Consider the following 26,660-nt stretch of genomic DNA (forward strand, 5'->3'; position numbering starts at 1 on the left):
AGCAGCATCCCAAGCAGCATCCCTAGCAGCATCCCAAGCAGCAGCCGACACTTCGCCACGCGAATACTGGCGAGCAACTACAATTGCGTTTCTAACCCTGCCGTCTCTTGGGTAGTCTTTCTCGTAAATGTGCAAAACTCGCGCTGCACAGTCGGCCATCCAAAGGCGCAACCGGCGTTCTATATCCTTGTCTGAATTGGCGAACGCAGAAGCCACCCAAATCAAGTCACTTAGTCCAACGCCATGTTCAACGGCTTGGGCGGCGGTTATCTTCCCGCGCTTTGGTAAGCCTTCAGGAATATCACAGGGATTTAGTTTGCGAATGGCAGCGAGTGTAAAAGCTGGTGCGGTCATTAGTGCGGTCTCCTATATTAACAGTTGGTATGACCGGGTGGCCTTCATCGACCACCCGGTCTTGCTTTCGATGTCCTCGTACTGCAACGGCCAGAACCTGATCAATGGCACACCATCAAACAGCCAGACCTCTGTACCATCTGAGTAATAGTGCTTGCCCACGCGGTGGATCACCTCAGCTATCTCTATCTCTGTCAGCTCTGTGTGAGCCTTCAGCGTGGACATAATCAGCTCGTCGGTCTTGTTGGTGATGGATCTGGCCATGTTGCCGACGCATGTGGTTTGCGCTGACTGCGCCTCCCGGACGATTGAAGGTGAGATTGCTAAGGTCATGATCTACTCCGTGTCTTTGTGAAAGTCTTCTACAGCTTCCACCCAACTTTGGTAAGATCCAATCCAAGCGTCTGGGGCTTTCGGTTTGGGCTCTGGTCCCCATTGCACATGCCACGCCTCGCCGCCTACGCCCTTGATTTTAATTGCCGGTCTCTCCCCCGCGCTCGATTGGCCATCAATCGCGTCGGCCAGCGTGCGAATATCATGTGCTACATAGTGGGGATATTGCCAGCTATCTCCGTCAGTATCGTGCGCAATCTTCTTGATGTGGTTCTCTACCGTCATCAATTGGTAGGCCAGCTCGCGCTCACCTTTGGCGATTAATCTCATAAATTCTGCGTCTGTCATGCTAGGCATTTGGCTTGCTCCATTGCGAGGTTGGATTTAACAACTAGTCAACTCATATAACACGATAATTAACATATTGTCAAATGGCAATACAAATATGGATTATACTTTAGTCTTATTCTCAATCTGAGTATAACTCCAAAACAATGGTTTAAGACGTGGTTTCCAAAATCAAAACCCTATGAGTTTATGTAGGCACATTAATGGCTATTTCATAATGACGATTATGTATCTTTAAATAGGTCTCAATTTGGCTCCGTCTTTTACATATTTATGCGCGTAATTATAATGACATACAACGTATCCCTTCATAATAAGACCTGCTAATCTCTCCAAATAAGGGGATTTTTAAAACCCCTAAGAAGTTTTTCACCGTTACCTGCCCTTAAACCACACTTTTGGACATATTTCGCTCTTTTCGATTAACCTAATCCCGGTTAATGCTCAGTTAGAGTATAACTCCATATATGGACCCCCAGTCCCACACACACGCGTACAGGTTGCAGCTCCGGTAAACTGGTTGCAATTAGGTTGTGGCGTAAATAGGCAATAAAACGTCGCATCTGGGCAGTTGTCAGTATGAGGCTGTGCATGGTAGGGCTGTTGCTGTCGAGTTCGCCGTAGTGTTGGACACGCTACAGTTTATGCGTCCTTGTTATTCTATAGTGGGCTCGACAGCTCAAGCAGGCCAAAGGACACAATCATGCCAGACACAATTCCATCCACCATTGATTTCCCTGAAGACGGACCAGTCAAAACAGACGTGGCAGACTTCCCTGAAATTGACCACGCAGAAGATCACACTCCGATTGATCCAGAGATGACAAATAGATTTATAGACGCAGCACTGGTGAAGAATTTGGAAACTACCGATGAAATGGAAAAAAATTTCATAGCTGCCGCTCGGGCTGTCGATGAAAAGGAAAAGACGGACGGCACCCAGCCTTCTGATGAGGAAACCAAGCCCGGCTCGATCCTCACCGCGATGGAGAACCTCCAGAGTTTCGAGAGCGCTGTTTCAACGCAGCGCTGGTATGACCACGTAAGCGAGGCGGAAAAAACCTATGAGATGCATCGTCAACGCTTGGTAGATCTTATGGCCATGGCTCAAGAGCAACTCGACGCTGTGACCGTCAATCTCAAAGCTTGTAAATCCGCGATGCAGATCTTAGAGCCACCGGATAAAGAGGAGAGGGAACCTCGGACAAAAAGGAAGTGATATGGCTGACAACCTCGAAGAACTGATTACTGAATTGTGTTCAACGCAGCAACTTCGCGGCAAGGTAATCCAAGCTGCATCTTTGCAAAAATCTTACGATGAATGGGTGCAGGGAGGTCGCGCTGCTGAAGGACCAGATCATGAGCAACTGCATTTGGTTTTCCAATATGGCATCATCTACGCGGTGGATATGCTTGCCAAGAAAATGAAGGCTGGCCAATACTATCACGGCGACGGCTCAGAGAGCCTTGACGGTGATCTCTCCATCACAATCGACAACGTGTTTCGTGCATCTGGGCTAGCACATGAAAACGGTGACGTAATGACGATAGAGGAAATCAAGAATGCCTAAAGGTAAGGCTCAGAAATATGATCACACAGCCATAGGCGCTGCGATGCATACCAACCTTCTGGCTGAACCCATGGAGTTCAATGAGCTACTCGGTCTAATGGAGGTTGCCTCTGCCGCAGCCGTAGAGGTATCGAAGCAAGAAGGCTGGAACTGTAATCTCATCTTGCAACCGGGCGGCGTGAAGGTATCTATCGGTGCGGTCGATGAGACGCAAAAGCTCTATGCTGTCTGGGCAGATCTTCCTTGGCTAAAAATCATTCCATACCACGGCAACCTGATCGTTCATGAGATTGGCATCATTCAAAAACAGTGCTCAGAGCAAATGGAGGCTGCACGCGTGGTGCGTGCCATGGGTCTGCCGACAGAGGGGAATGCGTGATGGCTAAGCGCCCATCAAAATACAAGCGTTGCAAGAAGTGCAAAGAGCTTGTCATAGATCCAGATAACTGCGCGAACTGTGAGAACACCAATCCGCTGTCGGCAAGTCGTGTACGTCGTTACAATGAAGGTAAGCGTGGCAATCCGACACTGGATATACAGGAGGGTAACAAGGATCTATGATCAAGAAACTCTGGGGCCGGTATCTCTGCTGGTGCGACATTCACGATTGGAAATTTGCACACCACTTCATAGATGGTGAGGTTACGGTCAATTATGTAGATCGAAAATGCGCACGCTGTGGTGAGCATCAAAAACCCAAGACATACCACACTCAGGAGAATTAAATGGACACTCAACCAAACCTATCAGGCATGTCAGATTACAATGCCATGGAATACTCACGCTCAATCGCCGTTGAGGCAATCCGTAGTGGGCAGGTCTCACTCATTCTCATGGCTGCTTACGCGACATTCAACGACATGTGGCTAGTCGTAATGTTCGCAGCATTGACACTGGGTGTTGCAAACATGGCTTGCAGTCTGTCGGCAACCATGTATCTTAATCAGGCGCTCAATCAATCTCACAATCAGTCGTTATACACGGACACCAAGATATGGGGCTGGGCTTCATTGACGATGTGGGCGCTGACCTGCGCAGTCTTCGTGTTGATGTATTTGGTCCACGGTAGCTAAGAACAACCCGCGAGAGAGGAGGTGCTGGGCATCACCCGAAAAAAGGCCCAAAGAACACCAGAGCAGATCATCGGACACGATGCGATGATGCAACTCATATTTGAGGGATACGAGATTGTATCCATAAGCCAACAGGAGACGGTGATGAAGCATTTCCCAGAATACAAGAGCCACAAGACAGTACAGGCGTTCAAGATTGCAGAGATCGAAGGTAACATACTGCTACCAGATATGTTTGAAGGGGGCTTGGCTGGTTGGACGGCGGACGATGAGTACATGACAAAACACAAGCCGGAGGTCGGTGGTTATTTTGTCATGTATGAGGATGGCTACACATCATTCTCACCGGCCAAAGCGTTTGAGGAAGGTTACACGAAAGTAGAAACCGTGGACAGCACCTCAGACGAACGGACTACCAATAACACCATGCGCCATAAATACCGCGTTCTGACGGATCAAGAAAAGGCGGATATGCAGGAGCTCAAAGATCTTGGTGAGGCGTTTGTGGAGAAGTGCAACAAGATTGGGTCAAGCCGCGAGATGTCTCTGGCCATCACGAACGCAGAGCAGGCCGTCATGTGGGCGGTCAAGCACGTCACGCGGTAGACGTGACAAAGAAAGAGACAGAGATCCGCGAGGCGTTGGAGAAACTCATCGACGCAGTTAGTATTGATGTGAATGGGGTCCATGGTATGCCATTGTCTGGCAACGGTGGGCTTACCTCTGATACAACAGTGCGGATTTGCGATGAAGCGCGTTTGATGCTGTCCAGACATGACAGCGAATTGGAAAGGGAATAATTATGTTAGAGGTATTGCAGTTTTACGTATCAGGCTTTTGGGTGTGGCTGGGGATCACCATAGGTATATCGATTATAGGTAGTTCCCTCGTTGGCATTTTTCGCATCAACAGATAGAGGAGCAAACAGATGGATGAATATGATTTTGCAGATGGTGAGGCCTATGGTGAATACGGTGGCACAGATCAATATCGCGCCAAGCCTCGACCGCAGCCTACAACATAGAGGGACCTATTTAAGTGACAAAAAAAGTACCATTCGATGAGGAGGAATATGAGCCCGGCACAGATCCGGTAAAACCTCCTGAGCCATATCCATGGCACGAGCACGAGTGGACTTCTGAGGAGGTGCAATTCGCGCAAGAGTACCTGCGTACTGGTTCAGCGCTTAGGGCTCACCGCAAAGCCTTCCCGGATCTGTACGCGCAGGACGGCAATCGCAAACCATTAGGTGTTGGCGATATCCGCGCGAGTTTCACAGCACACCATGTGCGCAGAGAGCCATGGATGATTGGGTATATTGACTTCGTTCGTGCTGAAATGGTTGAGCGTATGAAATTGACGAAGGACAATGTGTTGGAGGAGGTTGCAAAGTTGGCTTTTTCCAACATGACAGACTTCGTTGTGATGCAGGAGGATGGCACGCCACAGTTTGATCTGTCCGGCCTGAGCGCTGAGCAGTACGCGGCCATCCACGAGATGACCATCGATACGTATATGGATAAGGATGATCCCGACGATCATAAGGTGGTCAAGTCCGTAAAGATCAAGCTGGTTCCAAAGATTGGCGCGCTGGAGTTGCTGGGTAAGAACCAGAAGCTCTGGACAGATGTGATTGAGGAAACTACAACGGAGGACGTTGCGGAGACTATCCGCGAACGACGCGCCGCAAGTCGAGCGCGCAGACAGCAGGCCAAAGAGGATAATCAAGATGCCGGAAACGAAGAATAACGCAAGAACGCGATACCTTAAAGCGAATGAAGACACGTTTGAGGATATTAAAAACTGCCGAAAAAACTTTATGGTAGGCCCAGATATCGGCATTCAGTGCGGTGATTATGTTGATATCAAAGTAGACCTAAACTCGTCAGCAATGGAAACTGAGGAATTGTTATACGGCGGCTCCTCATTGCACGCGATAAGGCGGGTGCAATACGTTATGGCAGGAGGGAAAGAGGGCTTAGAGCAAGGCTATTGCATCATAGGGTTGGAGCGCTTCGATGCCGGTGAAGAATGACGCCACTCTGGAGCTCACAATAAATCAACGCGCCGTCCTAACCAATGCGTCTCTTGGCTATTCGTATGAGGAGATGGCACACCTCATGGATCTGTCGATCAACAGCGTCCACTGGCATTCTCGGGAGTGTCGCGTGAAGCTCGGCGCTCTGACAATTACTGAGGCCGTGGCCATAGCAATACGAGATGGATTGATTGAGTGACTGACCGCGTTCATTGCATCGTGCCCGGCTGCGGTCGTAGTTATCCACGTAGGGACGGAGACGCAGCGGATGGCGAGATCTTGTGCGCGACGCATTGGCGCAACTCACCATCGCACTATCGATACGCTATCAAGAAATGGCGCAGGCTCTACTCAGGGCAAATGCGCAGAAAGCCAGACAATCGCAGCGAACGCGCTATTAGGCTGTACGGCAAGCGGTTCTGGCAAAATTGGGACAGGCTGCGCGCGTTCTGGGTAAAGCCAGCACAATCCGATATGGATAGGCAATTGGATGATATGGGACTTAGGTGACTGCTGAATATGCTTCTATTGATCGAATGCTCTCAGAGGATGCAGCGGATCTCTCGGATGATCCGTTGGAATGGGTGCGCTATGCATTTCCGTGGGGACAAGGCGAACTCTCAGGGCACGACGGTCCAGACACTTGGCAACGGGATTGGCTTAGTGACCTTGGCAGAGCCATACGATCCAGAGACTTTGACGGGATTAATCCTGTCATGCCGTACATGGCGTCCACAACGTCCGGTCACGGAGTAGGTAAATCTGCGCTCACTGGCATGGTGGCTGGCTTTCTTCTGTCCACCAGACCACACTCCAAAGGTCGTGTATCGGCCAACTCAATCCCACAACTCCAAACAACAACGTGGCAAGAAATAGCCAAGTGGTGCGGTCTTATGATCACGGCGCGCTGGTTCCGTATCACGTCTGGTCGTGGCGCGCTTAAGATCGTCAACAAGGTACATGATGATTGGCGCATTGACGGCATGGCGTGGGACGCAAGTCGCCCGGCTGCGTTTGCAGGTCTTCACGCGGCCAATTCATCGCCATGGTATTTGTTTGATGAGGCCTCTGAGATACCTCAGAACATACTGGAGACGGCACAGGGCGCGTTGACGGATGGAGAGCCGTTCTTTTTCATGTTCTCCAACCCGACACAGCCAACCGGGTTTTTCTATGAGAGCCATCATGGGGAAATGCGCAAGCGGTTCAAGACGTTCCAAATAGACAGCCGGACCGCTAAGATGACAAACAAAGAGTTGATTAATCAGTGGATCGAAGACAGAGGACTTGAGAGCGATTTTGTCAAGGTCCGGGTGCTAGGAGAATTTCCAATGACTGGTGATAGACAATTTATAGATGGTCATTTGGTCGATAACGCAGCAAACCCATTATTGGAACCCAGCTTCGTTGCGACAGATCCTGTTATTCTTGGTGTTGACGTGGCCAGATTTGGTGATGACGAGAGCACGATTTACATCAGGCGGGGTCGAGATTGCCGCCATCACCCGTACAAGATATTCAACAAAGTAGATACATTTCAACTCTCACTGGAGATAAAACGAATAGCTGATGACATATTGCCAGACGCAATAAACATTGATGCAGGTCCGGTTGGCTCTGGTGTGATTGATAATCTAGTTAATTGGGGTGTTCCTAATGTTCACGAAATTAACTTCGGGGGCACATCACCTAATTCAGAATATGCTGACATGGCCACATACATGATGGGCGAGGCGCGGGAGTGGTTAAAGAAAGAAGGCGCAGCGATACCAAACGATCCTGTGCTTATTCGTCAGTTGAAAGTTCGAAAATACGGTATGGTACAGGGTAGAAGGTTCACGCAGTACAAAATCGAGAGTAAAGACGACATGAAAACGGAGGCAATCAAAAAAGGCATGACAGGCGCAGGTGAAGGAAGCCCAGACAGAGCGGATGGGTTCTGCCTCACATTCGCAACTCCTGTTGGCAGACGTAGGGTGGCAACCACGCGTGCAGAAATGACTGGAGAAAGTGAAGATGACGTGATAGGGCAGGATTACGACCGATAACAATTGGAGAGATTATCCATGTGCATCCAAGGCCTTTTAGGCGGAAGTAATCCAGAAATTCCTGCACCACAACAAATCCGAACACCTCCACGGATTGTGGACACAGAGGTTAAACAGGCGCGTGACGATACGAAGCGGAAGGCACGTGCCGCGACAGGATCGGCATCAACTGTTCGCACTTCGGACAAGCCCACATCTACTGGCAAAGTATTACTCGGCCAGTAAGTCATGATAGGCGATAAACCATCCAGCTCGGATCTCCCGGCTCCTGCCCTGCTTTTTTTCCACACAAAGCGAGCGCAGTTCAATGACAAGCGCGAACAGATGTCGCAGGAGCGTAACGAGTTCCTAGAGGACTGGAAGGGTATCGGTGATCATGTACGGACAAGGCGGGGAAAACGCCTTAGTAAATCCAATCGCAAGAACACACGAAACAAAGCAATCCTGAACGAAACAGGGATATTTAATAGCCGTGTACTTGGCGCTGGCATGATGGGCGGCGTAGCATCACCATCCAGACCGTGGGTTAAACTCACCACACCAAATTCGGATCTGAACGAGATCAAGGCTGTCAAGTTGTGGCTGGATAAAGCTCAAAGAGTGTTCTATCGCATACTGGCCGGGTCGAATTATTATGGAACCCGTCATAGATCCTTTCGCGATATGGGGGACTTTGGCCAAGGCCCAATGCTGATTGATGAGGATGCAGAGGACGTTATCAACTCCTACGTAAGTCCCGCTGGTGAGTACCTGTTGGGGGTTGACCATCGCGGTAGGAGGGACACTCTGTATCGTGAAATGTCGATGACCGTCTTGCAGATCGTCACGAAGTTCGGTCGCAACGCTCCGCGTGAGGTGTTGGAGAAATATGATCGTGGAGAGTATCAGGCTCCGTTTGAGGTAATCCACGTAATCGAACCAAACATAAGGCAGATCAAAGGCCAGCTTGGTCCGCTGGGTATGCCGTTTTTGAATTTGTATTATTGCGAAGGTGTCGAGGATGGTGATGCCAACTCCATCATGCAGACGCGAGGGTATCACGAGATGCCGTTTTCCTCGCCACCATGGGAAGTGGACGGACAGCTTGACGCATACGGAGATGGCTGTGGAGCGTTGATCTTACAGGCGTCCAAGTCGCTACAGGCGTTGGAGAAGCGTAAGGGACAGATCGTTGATAAGCTGGCCGTGCCACCAACGCAGGCTCCGGCGTCTATCAAAGGCAAGAGCAAGATTGATCACGCTCCGGGCAAGAACACATGGTATCCAGATCAGGCGCAAGGGCAAGGCGGGGCTGGCCACGGGCCAATCACTCCTCTGTACAAGATCGATCCAAACTCCTTGACGGTGCTTTCCGCTGAGGAGCAAGCCATCGTTAATCGTATGGATCGTGGTTATTTCGTTGATCTGTTTTTGATGGTGTCTCGTGACGACAGAAGAAACCAAACAGCAACGGAGGTTGTAGAGAAACATGAAGAAAAACTGATTGCACTTGGCCCGGTACTTGAGAACACACACTCAGAGGGTCTGGATTACGAAGTCCGCAGGATCTTTAATATTGCAGCGCGTGGTGGGGCAATTCCTCCTCCACCAAAGGAAATGGATGGGTCACCTCTGAAGGCAGAGTACACATCGATCCTCGCCGTAGCTCAGCGTGCCATTGGCGTTGGCCAGATCGAACGGTATTCCGGGTTCCTTGGCAATCTCGCTGCGGGTGATCCTCAAGTTATGGATAAATGGGATAGAGATCAGACAGTGGACGAATACACGGATGCGCTGGGTGTACCAGCGTCCATGGTTCGTAGTGATGATGAAGTGGAACAACTGCGTAAGCAAAGGGCGCAGAAAGAACAGCAAGACGAAAGCATGAGCCAAGCCATGGTAGCCGCAGAAGGCGCAAAAGTATTGAGTGAGGCAGACACGTCTCGCGATAGCAATTTGCTCGCGGATATATTGGGTGGTAGTGTCGGCAGGGTATAGCCGTGACCACAGACGCTGAGAAACTTGAACAAGACAAGATAGACACTCGCGAAGCGTTGGCCATTGACGGTATGCGCGAAGCTCTCTCCACATTGCAGGGCCGTGCATACATCTGGACCACTCTGGAGGGTGCTGGTTTTATGCAGCGAGTGCTGCCAGAGAACTCAGATAAATACAATCATGCGCACGCAGAATTTGAGCGCCTTCTGCTGTGCGATAGAGATAATGCGCTCCTCATGATCAAGGAGAATAACTCATGAATAATCTCATTAGAAACCTGTATTCAGGTACAGCCTTGTTTGGCCCAATGATTACCTACGAGGGGGAAGACGAAAGCGGCTCAGGCGAAACAGGAGCTGGGGAGGGTGTCGGTCTGGGCGGCGAAACGTTTTCAGAGGACGGAGAAGATAAAGACGGCGAAACCAAAGATGGGGATGACGGCGAAGCGTCTGAAGCCAAGTCGGGAGAGCAGGACGGCGACGATGATGGCGACGACAAATCCGGGGATGGCGATGATGATCTGGACGAAGATTACGTGGATGATCCCGACAAGACCGAGGAGGAAAACGCTGAGGCCAGAGCGGCCCACGAAAAAGAGCGAGAGGAAAAAAAGAAAACTGCTGAGGAGGATGAGGATGCTCTGAAGGCAGAAGACTACACCATCGAAACACCGGACGGGTTCCAGCTCGATACGGAAATTGAAACGGAGTTCCGAACGTTCGCTGAGGAGCGCAAGATGTCGCAGGAGGACGTTGATACACTCGTCACCATGCAGCGGAAGATGCAGGAAAAAGCCGCCGTTGCACATGCCACTCAGATCAAAGAGTGGGGGCAGGAGCTGAAGGCTGACAAAGTGGTTGGTGGTCCGAACTACAATAAAACCATCAACGCCGGTATCAAGGTTGTCGAAGACGTTTTCGTGCCCTTCGATAAGAATTTCAAGGCCATATTAAATCAAACTGGGTTTGGTGTTTATCCTCCGTTCGTTAAGGGAATGGCACGCCTTGGAGAGATGATGAGTGAGGCTGGTATCATCACAGGGAAAGAGACACAGGCGGAACAAACACACGAGGAAATCCTGTACGGAAATAGCGAGGAATAAGCAGGGGGTCCGTTTTTGGACGTTGTAACTAGTCGTTCGCTGTTATACGGGTGCTAACAGCGAACGACGCTACAAACGCAACAAGGGACTATTCAGATGGCCACAGTCGGCAACACCTATCTTAATCTCGTGGATACAATGAAATCCACGCAGGATGGCAAAACCCACGCGGCAATCATCGAATTGCTCATGCAAAACACAGGCATCCTTGACGATGCCGTAGCGGTGGCTTGTAACAATGGTAACAAGCACAAGCACACAATCCGCACAAAACTCCCGTCAAATGCTTGGGGCGCTCTTTATCAAGGTATCCCGCAATCCAAATCTGCCAAGCAACAGGTTGAAGACACAACCGGCTTCCTCGAAGCTGCGTCTGCCGTTGATACTCGCATGGGCGAGGTTACCTCTGGCGGATTGCTCAATTCGGTTCGGTTATCTGAGGCGGCGGCCCACGCAGAGAGTATGGCTCAAGAGGCGGCAACCGGCCTATTCTATCACGACACGGCGACCACGCCGGAGAAATTCAAAGGACTTGACGCCCGTTACGGCCAGCTAGCTACCTTCGGGGAAGGCAACCAGATCGTTGATGCTGGCGGTATTGGGTCCGACAACACATCAATCTATTTTGTGACATGGGGTGAAGACACTACCCATCTCATTTATCCTGCCGGAGCGACCGCTGGTCTGAAACGTGAGGACCACGGCAAACAGCGCGCGTTGGATGCGAATGGCAATCCTTATTACATTTTTGAGGAAACATTCCGCTGGCATCTTGGTCTGGCCATTGCCGACTACCGCTACAATTCCCGGATTGCGAATATTGATGTATCCAATCTGATCGCAGATCCTACAAGCATCGACGGTGCTGGTACGAGTATCTACGATGTGATGCGTAAGGCATTCTACAAATTGCAGAGCCGCCGCGCCAATCGCGCTGGCAACAACATGAAAAACCAAGCTGGCAAAATTCGCCAACTGGCTATCTACTGCAACTCGGATGTTCTGGAAGCGCTGGATGCAGTCGGAACCAACTCGGGAGCGAATGATAATTTTGTTCGCCTCCGTCCAATGGAGATCCAAGGTGAGGAAGTCCTTACCTATCGCGGCATTCCAATCCGCGAAACGGACGCCCTTCTAAACACTGAGGCTCGCGTCGTTTAATCGGCGCGGACTTCCGCCTTTCTTCTAACGGGAACCAAAAGAAATGATCTTCGATAAAACCCTACAGTTCAGCGATGCGCAGGCGATTACAGCTACCGCTGTCTCTACCAACGTCATCGACCTTGGAGCAAATGACGCGCCTCACGGTGAAACAGCCGGACCGGCTCGCGACATTGCTGTCGGTATGGAGATCCCTCTGGCGGTTCAAGTTGTTGAAACTTTTCTCACACTCACATCGTTGGCCATCGTTTTGCAGGCGTCTGCCGCTGAAAACATGTCATCGCCGACAGAGATCACCATCGCAGATATTGCGGTAGCGGATCTTGTTGCTGGCAAAACCCTGCCGTACCCAACCTTCCCGGAAGGCGTTAGTGGTCGGTATATGCGATTGAATTATGTCGTTACTGGCTCGGACGCAACGGCTGGTAAGATCACAGCAGGAGTTGTGGCCGCAGCCAACAGCCGATAAGGCTGGAAGTGTAAACACCTCCAACTGAGAGAGAACAATGGATAAGCAAACTATCGAAGCCGCATTAGCTGGTCTTGACCCTAATAAGGATGAGGACTGGAATGACAACGGCTCACCATCTGTCGCTGCGGTTCAACGTGTAGCGCAGAACTCAGAAATTCGCGCTGCTCATATCAAAGAACATGCTCCAGATTTTGAGCGTCCGGCTCACACATCTGGCGGATCATCTGACAAGAATACGCAGGCAGCGGCTAGGGACACTCAGCCACCACAACCTCCAGAGGTTGCAGAGACCGAAGGCATGTCAGTGTTTGACCGAAAGCAAAAGGCCAAACAGGCAGAGGTTGAAGATCACCCTAATTACGTCAAGAATGTTCGGATGATGACCATCGCAAAAGGCGTATATGGCGGGGGTGTCCGCAGCACTGGTGAGGTCTTCACGTTTACCGGCATCAAAGGTTCTTGGCATCGCCCGGCGACGAAAGATGAATGCAAGGGTTATGACAAGTGGCTGAGAGATCAGCAGTAAGCTCATTCAATATATCGAGTTCACAAGGGCGGTTGGCTTAGGGCCTGCCGCCTTTTTCTTTGGAGGATCTGATGGCTAAAATGATTAACATGGCTCGCACCAAGGCGGAGCGCAAAAAAGAGGCGGACCGTTGGAAAACGGATACACCAGAAAACACGCCAGATTATCCATATGGCCTATCCATCAGTTTGGAGGAGGTTGATGTCACCAAGCTAGGACTAGAGGACTGTGAGGCGGATGACGTTCTTGAGCTTGTCAGTGAGGCCACAGTGACCACTGCAACATCACATACCATCAACGGCAAGAAGCGGAGAAGCCTGACTATTCAACTCCGAAAACTATCGGTGGCCAAACCAGAGAAAAAACTGGACTTGAGCGCGACACTCTATCCAAAGGAATAAGCCATGCAAATTGATGTAGTCCGTATCTGCAACATGGCCCTCAGAAATGTTGGCGCGAAGAACATATCATCCCTCGAACAACCCGGCAAAGAGGCGGTGACCTGTAAGGACAATTACGACATAGCGCGCCTGACTACGCTGGAAGGAGCGCTGTGGAATTTTGCGTCTGGCTGGCGTCTGGGCGTCAAGCTGGAAGTCGACCCTAAACCTCCGTGGTGTTATGTCTATTCATACCCAAATGAAGCTCTGAAGGTATTCAGGATACTGCGATCCAGTGTCCACGATCCGCTCATCCCCATGGAGGTTACGGATAGGATGGACGGAACGCCCGGCAAGATAATCCAAACCAACCAGTTGACACCAGTGTTTGAGTTCACGGTCGATAAGGAGGACGTATCGACGTTCTCATGGGAATTTATCCGCGCACTGTCATGGCAGCTATCTTCGCTCATATGTATGCCGTTGACCAAAAATGTGAAGCTGTTGGAAAAGTGCGAGAAGAATGCAGTCATGTACACTAGCATCGCAGAGGCGAGCACTATGAACGAGCAAGAGCCGGAGCCGGACGGTTACGGTTTTTACCATGATGCACGGGATCAGTAATGGCCGGAGATCGTCTAACCCTAAACTCGCTGAATGGTGGCGAGATCTCCCCAAAGGTCTCCTACAAAGAGGATCTGGCAAAAGTTCAGAACGGCGCAGAGCTGTTGGAAAATGTGTTCTGCATGGTGTATGGCGGCGGGGAAAATCGCGCTGGCTTACAATTTGTCACTGAAGTTAAAGATAGTACGGAGAAAGTTCGTCTACAAAGGTTTGAGGTAGACGGAGAGGATGCCATGCTTATTGAGGCTGGCGAGCTGTACTTCAGATACATCTATCAAGGTGGATTAATCGACAACGGAGCTGACCCAGCCGTACCAATCGAAACGGTGACCGAATACACTGCGTCGGATCTTCCGAGCTTAAGGATAGATCAGTCGAATGATGTTGCCACGGTGGTGGATGGTACGCATGTAATCAAAGAGCTCGCGAGAACCGGGGCCATCACATTCACATTTGACACGGTGACATTCGCTCCAGTGGCGCAACCTCCTGCTGGGGCTGTAACGGTTGTCACAACGCTTATTTACAACCCAAACACGGATGGGAATAACGCGGCGGCATCAAGCATTTTTGATTATGCTATCGCAACAGTAGCAGAAAGTGGCGAGGAAAGTACCCTCAGCGCTATTGGCACTTCAACAGCCAACCATCTTGGGTATGAGGCGAACTACAATACAATAAGCTGGGCCGCTGTTGTTGGGGCAGAAGAATACGCCATTTATAAAAAGGATGAAAATTCTGAATATTGGGGATATATAGGGCGCTCAACGGACACGAGCTTTAGAGATGATGGTATAGCGCCATCAACAGCAGATGGGCCACAGGCTGGTGAGAACCCATTTAACGCTACGGGGTTATATCCGGGCATCGTTACCTTCGTTCAGCAACGGAGAGTGTTTTCAAAAATCGCGGATTACAAGCAAACTATTCGCATGTCTCAAACTGGTTCGTTTCCAAACTTTGGGGTGTCAATACCAACCAAAGACGATGACGCTGTAGAGTTCACGTTGTCTGCCAGAAAGAAGCAAGATATCAATCATATTGTTCCTCTTGAGAAGGGTATGATTGTTTTCACAAAGGCAGGTGAGTGGCGGGTTATTGGCAGAACGGACAGCGTGATAACTCCATCATCAATTCTCCCGGAGCCTCAATCGTTCTGGGGTTCTGATCCAGATGTGGAGCCGCTGATTGTTGGGGAGCAATTACTATTCCTAACGAGGACGGCCCGACAATTAAGAGATATGGAGTATTCCGTTTCAATCGATCGGTACAAGTCTCTGGATCTCACGCTCATGGCGGAGCATCTGTTTAGAGGTACAGGTAGACGCGTCATCGCAATGGATTATGCGCAAGAGCCAAGCGGCTGGATTTTCTGCGTTATGGAAGATGGCACGGCCTCGGTGCTTACTTATCTCAAAGAGCATGATGTGTGGGGGTGGTCACGCATGAACACGTCCGGCAAAATTCTTGATGTTAAAGTCATTGCAGAGGGCGGGAGAGATGTACCTTATTTCCTCATCGAAAGACGGATTGGTGGCGTTACCAAGAAGTTCATAGAGTTCATGAAGGATAGGGATTTTGGGGATATCCGTGATGGATTTTTTGTTGATAGCGGTTTGACTTACGATGTACCAATTTCCGTAACAGCGCTCACAGCAACAGACCCTCCAACGTTCACTGCGGCTGGCCACGGCCTCTCCGTAGGCGATACGGTGGAGCTGGATAAAATTGTCCTTGAGGGGCAGGATTACCTCGTCAAAGGCCTGTATGACGGGCGCGCCAAGGTGTCAGAGGTTAATGGTGATATTGTCACTGTAACAACGGAGTTTGATGACCCTTGGTATCCATACCTGAGATCGGAGGAAACCGGGGAGCGTGAGTATCTCGCGGTCAGTGCTGTGGCCGGTGCCGCTTATTATGGCGATGGGTTTATCCGAAAAGGTGTCACGACAGTTTCGGGTTATGACCATCTTGAGGGCCGAGACGTTTCAGCCTTGGCGGATGGGAATGTTGTTCAGGGGCTCACGGTAACTGGAGGGGATTTGGTTTTTGATGAGCCTGTATTCCGGGTTCACGCAGGGCTGCAATATATATCACGCATCAAAACGAGGGATTGTATCAACCCAACCGTTAATGATGCCGGAGTTCTCAAAGGGCAGTCAAAAATATACGCAGAGGTTTATGAGACACGAGGTGTTGAGTGGGGTCCGAATTTCGAAGACCTTGAACCACTGGAGGACAGATCATACGAGGCATATGATGAGCCAGCCAGAACAAAAACAGAGGAGCTGGAAATTACGTTTCTCGACAACTGGGAGAGAGAGAGCAAAGTTTGCGCTCAACAGAAGTTACCGCTACCAATGACCTTGCAGAAAATAACGCAGGAGATTGAGTACGGTGGATAGCGGTATAACCGTTGAGAGACTGACACACGAGGCACTTGAATACGTAGCGGCAAATTGCAGGGAGATCGACAGGAGGGAAATACGTCTGTCTGTCGGCGTAGGTCCGTTGTTGGCCCTTGAGGTTTCGGAAGTACGGAGTGTCGCCGCGTGGTCGGGGAGTTATAATGGAGTACCGATGGTTGTCTTTGGCGTCAATTATCGCGGGCCATTGGATAGAGATGTTGGGGTGCCTTGGTTGGTTGCTACTCCAGAGCTGGAGAAGCATCAAAAAGGGTTCCTTAGAAGGTGTAAGCCTTACGTGGATCGGATGGAGTTGGTGTTTCCTCGAATGGAAAATCATGTTCTGGCCGAAAATACAACTGCGATAGGCTGGCTTAGATGGCTTGGCTTTGATATAGGCGAGGCTGTACCATACGGGATTGGACGTGCGAAGTTCCATCCGTTCACGAAAGGATAACATCGTGTGTATTGATCCCGTCACAATGGCCGCTATTGGCTCGGTTACATCTCTACTTGGCACTGGAGTAGCTGCGGCTGGCGCGGATCGACAGGCGAAATCACGCGCTGCGGCACTTGAGTACCAGCAAAAACAATCCATAATCTTGGCCGAAGATAGCCGAAAACGCGCAGCTCAAAAAGAACAGGCGCAGAGGCGTGAAACTTCTCAACTTGAAGGCCGTCAACGCGCGTTGATGGGTGGCTCCAATCTTGACCTGACGACAGGATCTCCGTTGGATATTCTTGCCGACACGGCTCAGCTTGGAGAATTGGATGCGCGTGTTATTCGTGCTGATGGGGAGCGAGAAGCGGCTGGACATTTTGCCAACGCGGACCTTCAAGGTATGGCCGCAGATAGTGCTCGTTCCGCTGGCAAGCTTGAGGTGGCTGGCATTGTTCTTGGCGGGGTTTCATCAATCGCACAGAAATGGGGGAGCTTTGGCGGCACACCAAATTCTCATGACCCATGGAATGGATTGAGGACAGCTTAATGGCCGGAGAACTCCCAACATACAATGCTGGTGGAACGCAGCTCACCAAAGCGCACAATCCAGAGCGCGCGACACCAGAGGCGTTTGGATCTCTTGAGGGTGCCGCTCTAAAAAGCCTCGGGGGACAGCTCTCGAATGCAGGGAACCGCATGGCTGCTCAGGGTTTTCAAGATATTGAGAAGCGCGAGAGAGAACAACAGGCCAGTCGCGTCATGGATGCATACACACAGGGGACTGAACAGCTTAGATCGACGCTTTATGACCCGGAGCAAGGGTTATTCAATCGTACAGGCGCGAACGCAACAGAGGTGTATGATGAAGCGGCGCAGACGGCAGATGATATCAAAGAGCGGTTGTCTGGCACATTCAAAACAGAGGAGGAGAAAAATGCCTTTGAAAGAATGTGGACACGTAAGGCAGAGACAACAAAGGACCAAGCTGCGCGACATGAATTTGCGCAGGGCCGTGCGTATGCCACGGAACAAAAAGCCTCTAGCCTTGCATCATTGCAGGCGGATGCCGTGGCCAACTATCAAGATCCTGATGCGCTTAAGGGAACACTAGACGCGGTACGTGGCATTATCCGCTCCAACCCAGATGGCATGTCAGTAGAGGGTGTTGCCAGACTTGAGCGCGAGGCGATTTCAGCTCTGCATGTCTCCGTTGCGCAACGTCTAGCTCAGGACGATCCGGGCAAGGCGCTGGAGTATTATGGCGTCATCAAAAACCAAGTGTCTGGCGCAGATCACTCCACCATTAATACGTATGTGAAGGGCGTCCAGAAAGCGCGCACAGCTCGGTCTGCCGCTAAGGAGATCATGACCACTGGCGGCATGGCCAATCTTGCTGCTGCCGTACAAGGTACAGAGAGTTCAAATGACCCTACAGCAGTGTCGCCAAAAGGTGCTCTGGGATTGATGCAGGTGATGCCGGATACTGCTCGTGAGGTAGCTGTACAACTCGGAATGAGTGGTATCGCTGGAATGAATGATAAGGAGCTGCGTGCGCATTTCCGCTCACCGCGTGGCCAGATCGATAATAAACGGATTGGTAAGTCTTACCTCAACGATCAGATGAGAACTTTTGGCGGTGACGTTGAGGCTGCGCTGGTGGCCTACAACGCAGGGCCGGGGAACGCGCGTAAGTTTCTCGACGCAGGTAGGGATTACTCGGTTCTGCCAAAGCGTGAGGAAACAGAGCCTTATGTGCGCAAAGTTCTTGGCCGTTTAACTGGGGCCAATATGGATTTTGGAGCGGGTGAGGGCTCTGCTCGGTATCAGAGCGCCATACATTCCGGTAAGCCGCTGTATAGCAAAGGTGATGCGCGTGAATTCCTCTCCAGCCGCCTTCACGCTGGCCACGGGTCTGAACACATAAAAGGCCTTGAGCCGGTGATGGCTGATCGTTTGGCTGCTATGCTTGATGCGGCTCCAGCGGCAATACGCGATGCAGTTACCGTAATGTCTGGATACAGGTCTGAAGATCGACAGGCCAAGCTGTTTGAGCGTGCCGTCAAGAAATATGGATCAGTAGCCGCAGCTCGCAAGTGGGTCGCTCCTCCGGGAAACTCTCAGCACAATCATGGTGACGCGGTGGATCTTGGGTACAAAGGCGCAGCATTCTCCAGCGCTCCAAAGGAAGTGAAAGATTGGATACACGCGAACGCAGAGAAATATGGGTTAAAATTTCCATTGGGGCACGAGCCTTGGCATATAGAGGCCGCTGAGACGCGGGGCGGTTCTCAGAGTGCTCCACAGTCTAATAGAGGTGGGAACACAGTTGTATCTGTTGCCAGCCGGGTTGCCGACGCTTCTCAAGTCTACACAGATGCAGGAGCGCCATTTTCGATGGCGAATGAAGCTCCTAATCTCCCAGACATGATTGAACAGGCGCGCGAGACGTATGCTGATAATCCACCTCTGCTGGCCGAAGTCGAGCGCCAAATCGTGAATGACTTCAAAATCACGAAGGCTCGTAAAGACGCGGATATCGATCAAAAAACGAAGGAAGCGTTTCGAGAGATTATGGCCGGTGAGCAAGTCACCAATATGGACCCGCTGAAATTGCAAGAGCTTGGTCCAGAGAACGTGTCAAAACTACTGACACTGGAGAACAAGTTTCAAAGTGAAGACGATAAAACGGACGACGCGACCTATTACAAACTGTCAAACATGACGCAGGAGGAGTTTCAGAACGTCGATCTTATGCTGCACGCTGACAACTTGAGCGGGGCAGATCTTAGGAAACTTGCTGATCGGCAAGCCGCACTCCAGAGGGGTGATGGAAAATCACGCTCAACAGATCAGACGCGCACTCAGATTATGTCCAGCGCTGAGAATATATTGGGGCTAAAACCAAACAAGAGCACGGGCGACGCTGAAAAGATGGCGAAGCTACAGCGCGCAATGAATGATCAGATCCTAACTTACATGAACGGCAACGGTGGTAAGGAGCCGGATGGCGATGCTATGCAGGGAATGATGGACCGTTTGCTGCTGGAGGGCGAGGTTCCCGGTTTTTTCAATGATCAGGAAATGAGATTGTTTGAAGTCACTCCAGAGATGGCTGACAAGTTCATGCTGGAGGGAAAATCTGCCGAAAGTTTTGAGGATATACCAGAGGATGCGCGCGTGGTTGTGGCCAGCTCGTATTCCAAGATATTCAAAGAACAGCCGGGCGAGGTTGAGGCAATCGATTTCTACAATGATGTTGTTCGCGTGTCAGTCGGCCTGCGGCCATTACCGCCTGATAATATTCGCAAGGTGATTGAACAGGGCCTGTTGTCAAGGCTCGGGCGTCGTCCTACAGAGGAGGAAGTGGCCAGCCTCTGGACACGTACAGTCATCAAAGCGAGTAGGGCCGGATCTAATGAGTGATGATATTATTGGCTCAGTTTTCTCTGAAATGGATGCGGGGAAATTCAATCTCGACACCGATCAACCGCAGCAATCGACCGCCTTACTACCAAAGCTAGATAAGCCTGAGGAGCCCGATTTCTTATCTGAGGGAATGGATGAATTTGCGTCACAGGAAAGAGCCACAACTGGCCTCTCTCAGATCAAGGCGAAAGTGTCGAACCCTGACGCGTATGGCGACAGTCGTGAGCTGGCTGATCGTTTTGGCGTCGATGTTCCTTTTGTCCAGCGTAATGAAGATCGACTAAAAGCCAAGGCTGCTGAGGAGGATCTTGCGGAGATACTCTCCAGCGATGCGGACATGGCCAAATGGTTTTCGTCCGGCGACAACCCTGCGGCAATCAAAACTGATGATCTGAGGCATTTGGGTGGCCTGCGTTGGCTGTGGGGTGCGTCACGCGATAGCTTCATGTCCGGTATGAGCACGGTCGAGCTCGCTGATCTAAGGTTTCGCCAAATCATGGGTGAACTGACAGACGCAGAAAGGATCAAGGCGGATCAACTGAGCGCTGGCCTTGGCGCACGCACCTATGGCGCTGATGGCTGGATGGATAAATCTGTTGTCGCGCTTGGTGAGCAAATACCAATTCTCGCTAATATCATGGTTGGCGGTATTGATGAGGCACTGATTGGCGCTGGCACTGGTGCCGTTGCCGCTGGGATTGCTGGCCAGCTTGGTCCTCAAGTGGCGCTCCCAGAAGAACTGGTGACGGTTCCGGGCGCGGCTATTGCTGGTGCCGGATACGGTTACACGCTTGGCCAATGGCAGGCTGGGTTCAAGCTGGAGGCTGGTCTGGCCTATGATGAGTTCCGCAGCCTGAAGGATGAAGCTGGCAACCCCATGGACGCAGACACCGCTCGTGGTGCCGCTATTGTGGCCGGTGCCGCGTCGGCTGTTTTTGAAGTGTACGGGATTAAATACCTCACCAAAATGGTGCCGGGCACGAAGGATATCATGGGCATCGTCGGCAAAGATGGCGTCAAGTGGGCATTGAAGCAACCGCCGTTGAGACACGCCTTGACGCAGTTTGCCAAAAACACCTTGAAAGCAGGTAGCGTCGAAATCTCCACAGAGGTCGCTCAGGAGGCGATTGTGATGTTTGTGGGGGAAGTTGCCAAACTACGCTCTAACGCTGAAACTGGGGGCGCAATCGAGGGAATAGGTGGCAACGAAGCCGCAGAGAGGCTTGCAGACGCGGCAATAAAGACAGCTCAGACGATGACAATCCTCGGGCCGGGGCTTGCTTCCAGTCGTATTGGTATGGATTTGAGGCGCGCAAGAGACGCTGAGCGCGATGCGGATATCATCGACAAGATCAACGAGCACGCGGAAGGCTCTGAGCTGCGCGAGAGGTTGCCGGAGAAGGCCAAAGAGGCGATTGACGAGCTCAATAAAGATGGCCGGGCAACGAGTGTATTTATCGATCCTGCTGGTATCCGGGAGCTGTTTCAGGATGATGCGGCCTTGGCGGAGTTTGTCGAGCGGAACGGATTGACTGACGAGTTTCAGGAAGCCTCCGCCATTGGGAGATCCGTTGAGGTTCCTATGGGCGTCTACTACGCCAACATTGCAGGAACTGAGGAGGGCCGGGCGCTCCAGCAACACACCAAGCTTGAACAGACTGGTATGACTTCGCAGGAAGCTGAGCAGTTCAATGATGAGTGGGCTGAGACGAGAGACGCCATACTGGAGGATTATGAGGATCAAGGCACAAACAATAGATTGAATATGGAAGGGCAGGAGCTCGTCTATGAGGACGTGAAGGCTCGCGCCATGGACGCTGGGATTGTGCCAGATCAAGCTGACCAGTACGCAAGGTTGTATGGTTCGTTTTTCTCAACCATGGCGGGTAGAACCGGCGCAGACATAATGGATCTGTATCAGCAGTATGGATTTGAGATCCGGCGCAAGTTGCCGGGTGACAGTCAATTCGTGGGCACAGATCCTCAACGACTGGCATTTGAGGCAATCAGACGCGGACAGGCTGAGGTGTTCCGTAAAGATATCCAGAAGGCTCAGGGCGCATCCGTGTTGCAGAGGATCGCTGAGCGTGGCGGTTTGCGTGATGACGGTGGAGATCTCGCTGCGGCTGGCCTTCCTGCTCGCTACATTTCAGAAGATGGTCAAGGCCCCGATGTAGCTGCGGTAGATCTATTTAGTGAGGGGTACTTCCCAGAGTTTGGCGATTACAAATCTCAGGACAGCATCGCAACGCCTCCCGGCACGAATGAGTTGATTGAGGCAATTGCTGAGGAGTTTGCTGGATCTCCACGATACAGCGCGGAAAACTCGATAGATGGTGACGCGAGATTTGACAGAATGCGCGCATTGGTTGCATTGGCCGATCAACTTGATGAACTTGGCGTTAATCCAGAAACCAATACGAATGAGGAAATAGAGGCACTACTAGAGCGCATTGGAACCACAAATGCGGACGGCGATACAGCAACTCAAGGCGAGGTAGATGGTCAATTCTTTCAAGAAACAAGAGGATCGATCCAGATATCTGAAGGTCGAACTGTCATCAATATGTTTGACAATGCGAACCTCTCAACCTTCCTGCACGAGAGCGGCCATTTCTTTCTGGAGGTCATGCGAGATCTGGCTGAGGCATCTCCATCTCCAGAGGTTGGGCCATCAACTCAATTACAGTCGGACTGGAACGCTCTGAAAGAGTATCTGGAGATTGGCGAGGATGGCGAGGTCTCTGTTGCTGCGCATGAAAAATTCGCCCGGTCGTTTGAGGCGTATCTGTTTGAGGGCAACGCTCCATCTCCTGAGCTGGTTGGGATTATGGCTCGCTTCCGTTCATGGCTGGCTTTTGTCTACAGATCCGCCAAAGCTCTGAACGCGCCAATCAATGACAAAATTCGCGGCGTGATGGATCGCATGTTGGCTACAGATGAGGAAATCTCACGCGCAGGTACGGGCGCAGATTTCCGGCCTGCGTTCCGCAGTGCTGAGGAAGCCGGTATGACGGATACCCAATGGCAGGGTTACATGCAGGCCGCAGAGAAGGCTGTTGATGCAGCCCGGCGCGATATGGACGTGCGGATGATGGCAGAGGTGTCTCGCGAGACAACTAAGGAATGGAGATCCGCAACGAAAGAGGTGCGCACTCAGGTCGATAAAGAGCTCAGAGATCTCCCGGTCTATCGCCTGATGGATTATCTGCGCACCGGCAAGAGTGATGCGGTGCCGGAGAACTTCGGACGGCAAGCGCTGGACGCTGATGCGATTGAAGATATCCTTGGCAGCGGTGGCCTCACCGCAATGCCAAAAGCCGTGCCTCCAGTCTACACGCGCAAGGGTGGTGTTCATCCTGACGTGCTGGCTGAGCTGTTCGGGTTTAAGTCTGGCCACGATATGCTCAACACGATGTCCAGCTCAGATAGTCTGAAAAAGGCAACCAAGGCAGAGACTGATCAGCGGATGCGTCGTAAATTCGGTGATCTTATGGGAGACGGCGTAGCGCGTGCGAGAGAGGCTGAGGCTGCAATTGCGAACGATGCCACGGGAGAGTTGCTTGAAGCTGAGCTCAAGGTGCTTGTGTCCAAGGGGCTAGTCGCAACGTCGATTAACCGGAAGGATGCGCAAAAGACGGCCAAGGCCGTGATTGCCAGCAAGACCATCCGCGAGGCTATAAAGCTTCCTTTATATATGGAGGCAAATCGCAAGGCTGCGAATGAGGCGGAGGTTGCCATACGTGCCGGGAAATGGGCTGAAGCAGTCGCAGCAAAAAAGCGCCAAATGCTCAACCACTATCTGGCCATGGAGGCTCGTACTGCTGAGCGCGATACTGAGAAAGCGATGCGGTATCTCAACAAGTTTACCGGGCGCAAGAGGGTCAAGGGTGTCGATCCTGAACACCTCGACCAGATCGAAGGCATGTTGGAACGGTTTGACCTTCGCACCAATGCTCCAGTGTCTCCAGAGGCGCGCATAGCGGAGGCCAGACGCAAGGCTGCGGAACCCGCTTTCAGAGAAGCGCGTGCGAATGCGACGCGTCTTGAGCAGGGTGCGAACAGATTGAGCCTGACTGAGTGGATCAATGAGCAAGAGGCGCTTGGTCACATCATAGCTATCCCGGATGCGCTGAGAGATCAGGCATTCAGAAAACCGTACAAGATGATGACGGTCGATGATCTCATGGGACTGCGTGATGCAGTTAAGAATATCGAACACCTCGGACGCACGAAAGACAAATTGCTATCCGCTAAGGCGCTGCGAGAATTTGAGGCTGTGCGTGATGAGTTGGTTACCAGTATTGAGAACAGCCAAGATGTAAAACCTGCGGACAAGACACGCAACCCAACCAAATTTGATGACTTGATCAGTCACGCCAAATCCATGGAGAGCTCGTTACTCAAGATTGAGCAAATTGTGGATTGGATGGACAGTGGAAACGTCAACGGACCGATGCGCAGATTTGTCTGGCAACCAATAGCTGATGCAGAGGTTCGCGAGAATGACTTGCGCGCTGAATACACTGGCAAGATGGGACAGATCATGGTCGGGCTGGATAAGTCTCGTCTGGCGGAGCGGATTTCAATTCCGGGTATTGCTCAATCCATGCAGAGATCTGAAATCATGGCCGTCGCTCTCAATATGGGGAACGAGAGCAATCTTGATAAGATGATGCGAGGCGAGGCGTGGACGCAAAGCACACTGGATAGCGTGGTGTCACACCTGAATGCAGAGGAGTGGCAAGCTGTTCAAAAGATCTGGGATACAGTCAATGAGCTGTGGCCAGAAATTGCAGCACTCCAGAAACGATTGAGCGGCGTTGAACCGCCAAAGGTAGAGGCTAAGACTGTTGACACACCATTTGGACAATTGGAGGGTGGCTACTATCCGTTGGTTTATGATCCTCGCAGAGCTCACGATGTTGAGGATAGAGGTGCCGCTGCGGCTGATAAGCTTTTCGAGAACACCTATTTGCGCCCTGAGACGCGCCACGGGTTTACCAATGAGAGACAGCAAGCTTACGCTCGCCCGTTGCTTTTCGATCTTGATGGTGCCGGTCGTCACATGACAGCAGTGATCCACGACTTAACTCATCGCGAAGCCATCATGGATGCTCATAAACTGCTGACGAATGCGGTCACAAGGTCTACTATAGAGGCACGTTATAGCCCTGAATTGTATAAGCAATTCGTACCATGGCTTCAATCGATCGCTCATGATGCGTACAAAGATGAGGGGCTTGGTGCGGTTGAAAGAATGTTCAAAGGTATCCGCACAAGGTCCACTATTATGGGCATGGGATTTCGGGTGTCCACTATTCTTACGCAGCTTGCCGGTTATTCATCTTCACTCGAAATGGTCAGCGCGAAATCTATGGCCGGGGCAACGAAAGATTTTCTATTGGCTCCTTTGGATACGTGGGAAACCGTCAACGCCATGTCCGGTGAAATGCGGTACAGAGCGTCTCAGGTCGATAGGGATATCAGAGAGAATTTGCGACGAGCTGCTGGGAAGACAGGCCTTGCAGATGATGCTCGTCGTTTCGCATTTGCCGGTATCGGGTTCATGGATAAGATTGTCACGGTGCCCACATGGATGGCGGCGTACAATGAACACCTCGCAGCAAATCCGGGAGACAAACAGGGCGCTATTGCCTATGGTGATAAAGTGGTGAGGCTGACACAGGGCTCTGGTGGCGCGAAGGATCTCGCAGCAGTGCAACGGAATAACGAGCTGACCAAACTTGTGACCATGTTCTATTCGTATTTCTCAGCTTACTACAATCGGCAAAGAAATTGGGGGCGAGAAGCCAAGGCCGCAGTGTCTTCGGGGGACGTTGGAGCCTTGCCGGATCTCATTGCTCGCCAAGTGTTCATGACGGTTATTCCGGCGACGATATCAGAGCTTCTCGTTGGTCGAGGGCCATCTGAGGAAGATGATGAAAGCTGGACGGAGTGGGGCTTGAGGAAATCTTTGTTCTATCCGCTCGCTGCTGTCCCTGTTGCTCGTGATGCATTTGGGGTTTTCGATAGTGGTTTTTCATATAGCTTCACCCCAGCCTCACAGGCTATTGACGCAGTTCTTATCAAGCCCGTCCAATTGTTCATGGACGCCACAAAAGGTGAGCTGGAAGCGCGCAAGGCTGTCAAGCAAACCATTCGCTCTGTGGGATACGCTACAAAGTTACCACTTGGCCAACTGGCCACAACTACCGATAATGTATGGAAAGGTATTGAAGAAGATGATTTCCAATTACGTGATCTTGTGCTATCGCGACCATACTAGGAGAGCTGCCAAATGACTGTAAATGACCGCACCCCGTTAGATGGCCCTTACACGGCGGATGGAACCAATCGATCATGGGACTTCGGTTTCC

26 protein-coding genes are annotated in these 26,660 nt (G+C 51.3%); 23 read left to right on the top strand and 3 right to left on the bottom strand.

What is annotated here, in order from left to right:
* From Q0688_RS15340 to Q0688_RS15350, 3 genes are all read right to left on the bottom strand, one after another.
* Positions 1–354: putative immunity protein (locus Q0688_RS15340; RefSeq protein ID WP_299078627.1), on the bottom strand; the 354-nt coding region annotated here is incomplete at its 3' end.
* A gap of 12 nt (positions 355–366) precedes the next feature.
* Positions 367–687 (bottom strand): hypothetical protein, encoded by a 321-nt coding sequence (locus Q0688_RS15345; RefSeq protein ID WP_299078630.1) that lies wholly within the window; start codon positions 685–687, stop codon positions 367–369.
* A 3-nt stretch (positions 688–690) separates the two neighbouring features.
* On the bottom strand, positions 691–1,044 hold the full coding sequence (locus tag Q0688_RS15350; protein WP_299078633.1) for a hypothetical protein: 354 nt from the start codon (positions 1,042–1,044) through the stop codon (positions 691–693).
* 694 nt (positions 1,045–1,738) lie between these two features.
* On the opposite strand from Q0688_RS15350, the gene Q0688_RS15355 reads away from it, so the two are divergent.
* The 23 genes from Q0688_RS15355 (at position 1,739) to Q0688_RS15465 (ending at position 26,569) form a co-directional block, all read left to right on the top strand.
* Positions 1,739–2,254 (top strand): hypothetical protein, encoded by a 516-nt coding sequence (locus tag Q0688_RS15355; protein ID WP_299078636.1) that lies wholly within the window; start codon positions 1,739–1,741, stop codon positions 2,252–2,254.
* Between the two features lies 1 nt (position 2,255).
* On the top strand, positions 2,256–2,606 hold the full coding sequence (locus tag Q0688_RS15360) for a hypothetical protein (RefSeq protein WP_299078639.1): 351 nt from the start codon (positions 2,256–2,258) through the stop codon (positions 2,604–2,606).
* Positions 2,599–2,985: a hypothetical protein gene (locus Q0688_RS15365; protein ID WP_299078642.1), complete on the top strand. Its 387-nt coding sequence runs from the start codon at positions 2,599–2,601 to the stop codon at positions 2,983–2,985. The genes Q0688_RS15360 and Q0688_RS15365 overlap by 8 nt, the downstream gene beginning before the upstream one ends.
* Before the next feature lie 346 nt (positions 2,986–3,331).
* Positions 3,332–3,679: a hypothetical protein gene (locus Q0688_RS15370; RefSeq protein ID WP_299078645.1), complete on the top strand. Its 348-nt coding sequence runs from the start codon at positions 3,332–3,334 to the stop codon at positions 3,677–3,679.
* Between the two features lie 21 nt (positions 3,680–3,700).
* Positions 3,701–4,285, top strand: coding sequence for a hypothetical protein (locus Q0688_RS15375; protein WP_299078648.1), 585 nt, complete (start codon positions 3,701–3,703; stop codon positions 4,283–4,285).
* A 432-nt stretch (positions 4,286–4,717) separates the two neighbouring features.
* Positions 4,718–5,428: a terminase small subunit gene (locus tag Q0688_RS15380; RefSeq protein ID WP_299078652.1), complete on the top strand. Its 711-nt coding sequence runs from the start codon at positions 4,718–4,720 to the stop codon at positions 5,426–5,428.
* Positions 5,409–5,714: a DUF3850 domain-containing protein gene (locus Q0688_RS15385; protein WP_299078655.1), complete on the top strand. Its 306-nt coding sequence runs from the start codon at positions 5,409–5,411 to the stop codon at positions 5,712–5,714. Before Q0688_RS15380 ends, Q0688_RS15385 begins: the two co-directional genes overlap by 20 nt.
* A gap of 198 nt (positions 5,715–5,912) precedes the next feature.
* Positions 5,913–6,227 (top strand): hypothetical protein, encoded by a 315-nt coding sequence (locus Q0688_RS15390; RefSeq protein WP_299078660.1) that lies wholly within the window; start codon positions 5,913–5,915, stop codon positions 6,225–6,227.
* 821 nt (positions 6,228–7,048) lie between these two features.
* Positions 7,049–7,765: a hypothetical protein gene (locus tag Q0688_RS15395; protein ID WP_299078663.1), complete on the top strand. Its 717-nt coding sequence runs from the start codon at positions 7,049–7,051 to the stop codon at positions 7,763–7,765.
* 18 nt (positions 7,766–7,783) lie between these two features.
* A complete protein-coding gene (locus Q0688_RS15400; RefSeq protein WP_299078666.1) occupies positions 7,784–7,990 on the top strand; it encodes a hypothetical protein in 207 nt (68 codons plus the stop codon).
* A 3-nt stretch (positions 7,991–7,993) separates the two neighbouring features.
* Complete coding sequence (locus Q0688_RS15405; protein WP_299078669.1) at positions 7,994–9,742, top strand: portal protein; 1,749 nt, start codon at positions 7,994–7,996, stop codon at positions 9,740–9,742.
* Between the two features lie 2 nt (positions 9,743–9,744).
* Positions 9,745–10,002: a hypothetical protein gene (locus Q0688_RS15410; RefSeq protein ID WP_299078672.1), complete on the top strand. Its 258-nt coding sequence runs from the start codon at positions 9,745–9,747 to the stop codon at positions 10,000–10,002.
* Positions 9,999–10,844: a hypothetical protein gene (locus tag Q0688_RS15415; protein WP_299078675.1), complete on the top strand. Its 846-nt coding sequence runs from the start codon at positions 9,999–10,001 to the stop codon at positions 10,842–10,844. Before Q0688_RS15410 ends, Q0688_RS15415 begins: the two co-directional genes overlap by 4 nt.
* Positions 10,845–10,940: 96 nt before the next feature.
* Complete coding sequence (locus Q0688_RS15420) at positions 10,941–12,005, top strand: major capsid protein (protein ID WP_299078678.1); 1,065 nt, start codon at positions 10,941–10,943, stop codon at positions 12,003–12,005.
* A 43-nt stretch (positions 12,006–12,048) separates the two neighbouring features.
* Positions 12,049–12,474 (top strand): Bbp16 family capsid cement protein, encoded by a 426-nt coding sequence (locus Q0688_RS15425; RefSeq protein ID WP_299078681.1) that lies wholly within the window; start codon positions 12,049–12,051, stop codon positions 12,472–12,474.
* 37 nt (positions 12,475–12,511) lie between these two features.
* Entirely contained in the window at positions 12,512–13,003 is a 492-nt protein-coding gene (locus Q0688_RS15430) for a hypothetical protein (protein WP_299078684.1), read from the top strand.
* A gap of 71 nt (positions 13,004–13,074) precedes the next feature.
* Positions 13,075–13,404, top strand: coding sequence for a hypothetical protein (locus tag Q0688_RS15435; RefSeq protein WP_299078687.1), 330 nt, complete (start codon positions 13,075–13,077; stop codon positions 13,402–13,404).
* A 3-nt stretch (positions 13,405–13,407) separates the two neighbouring features.
* Positions 13,408–14,007: a hypothetical protein gene (locus Q0688_RS15440; protein WP_299078690.1), complete on the top strand. Its 600-nt coding sequence runs from the start codon at positions 13,408–13,410 to the stop codon at positions 14,005–14,007.
* Positions 14,007–16,412: a hypothetical protein gene (locus Q0688_RS15445; protein WP_299078693.1), complete on the top strand. Its 2,406-nt coding sequence runs from the start codon at positions 14,007–14,009 to the stop codon at positions 16,410–16,412. The genes Q0688_RS15440 and Q0688_RS15445 overlap by 1 nt, the downstream gene beginning before the upstream one ends.
* Complete coding sequence (locus Q0688_RS15450; protein ID WP_299078696.1) at positions 16,405–16,869, top strand: hypothetical protein; 465 nt, start codon at positions 16,405–16,407, stop codon at positions 16,867–16,869. The genes Q0688_RS15445 and Q0688_RS15450 overlap by 8 nt, the downstream gene beginning before the upstream one ends.
* Before the next feature lie 4 nt (positions 16,870–16,873).
* Positions 16,874–17,401, top strand: a complete 528-nt coding sequence (locus tag Q0688_RS15455; protein WP_299078699.1) for a hypothetical protein — start codon at positions 16,874–16,876, stop codon at positions 17,399–17,401.
* On the top strand, positions 17,401–20,277 hold the full coding sequence (locus tag Q0688_RS15460; protein ID WP_299078702.1) for a transglycosylase SLT domain-containing protein: 2,877 nt from the start codon (positions 17,401–17,403) through the stop codon (positions 20,275–20,277). The genes Q0688_RS15455 and Q0688_RS15460 overlap by 1 nt, the downstream gene beginning before the upstream one ends.
* Positions 20,270–26,569: a hypothetical protein gene (locus Q0688_RS15465; RefSeq protein WP_299078705.1), complete on the top strand. Its 6,300-nt coding sequence runs from the start codon at positions 20,270–20,272 to the stop codon at positions 26,567–26,569. Before Q0688_RS15460 ends, Q0688_RS15465 begins: the two co-directional genes overlap by 8 nt.
* The last annotated feature ends 91 nt before the right edge of the window (positions 26,570–26,660 follow it).

Origin of the sequence: uncultured Paraglaciecola sp. (genome assembly GCF_937123705.1) — a bacterium.
Taxonomy (GTDB): domain Bacteria; phylum Pseudomonadota; class Gammaproteobacteria; order Enterobacterales; family Alteromonadaceae; genus Paraglaciecola.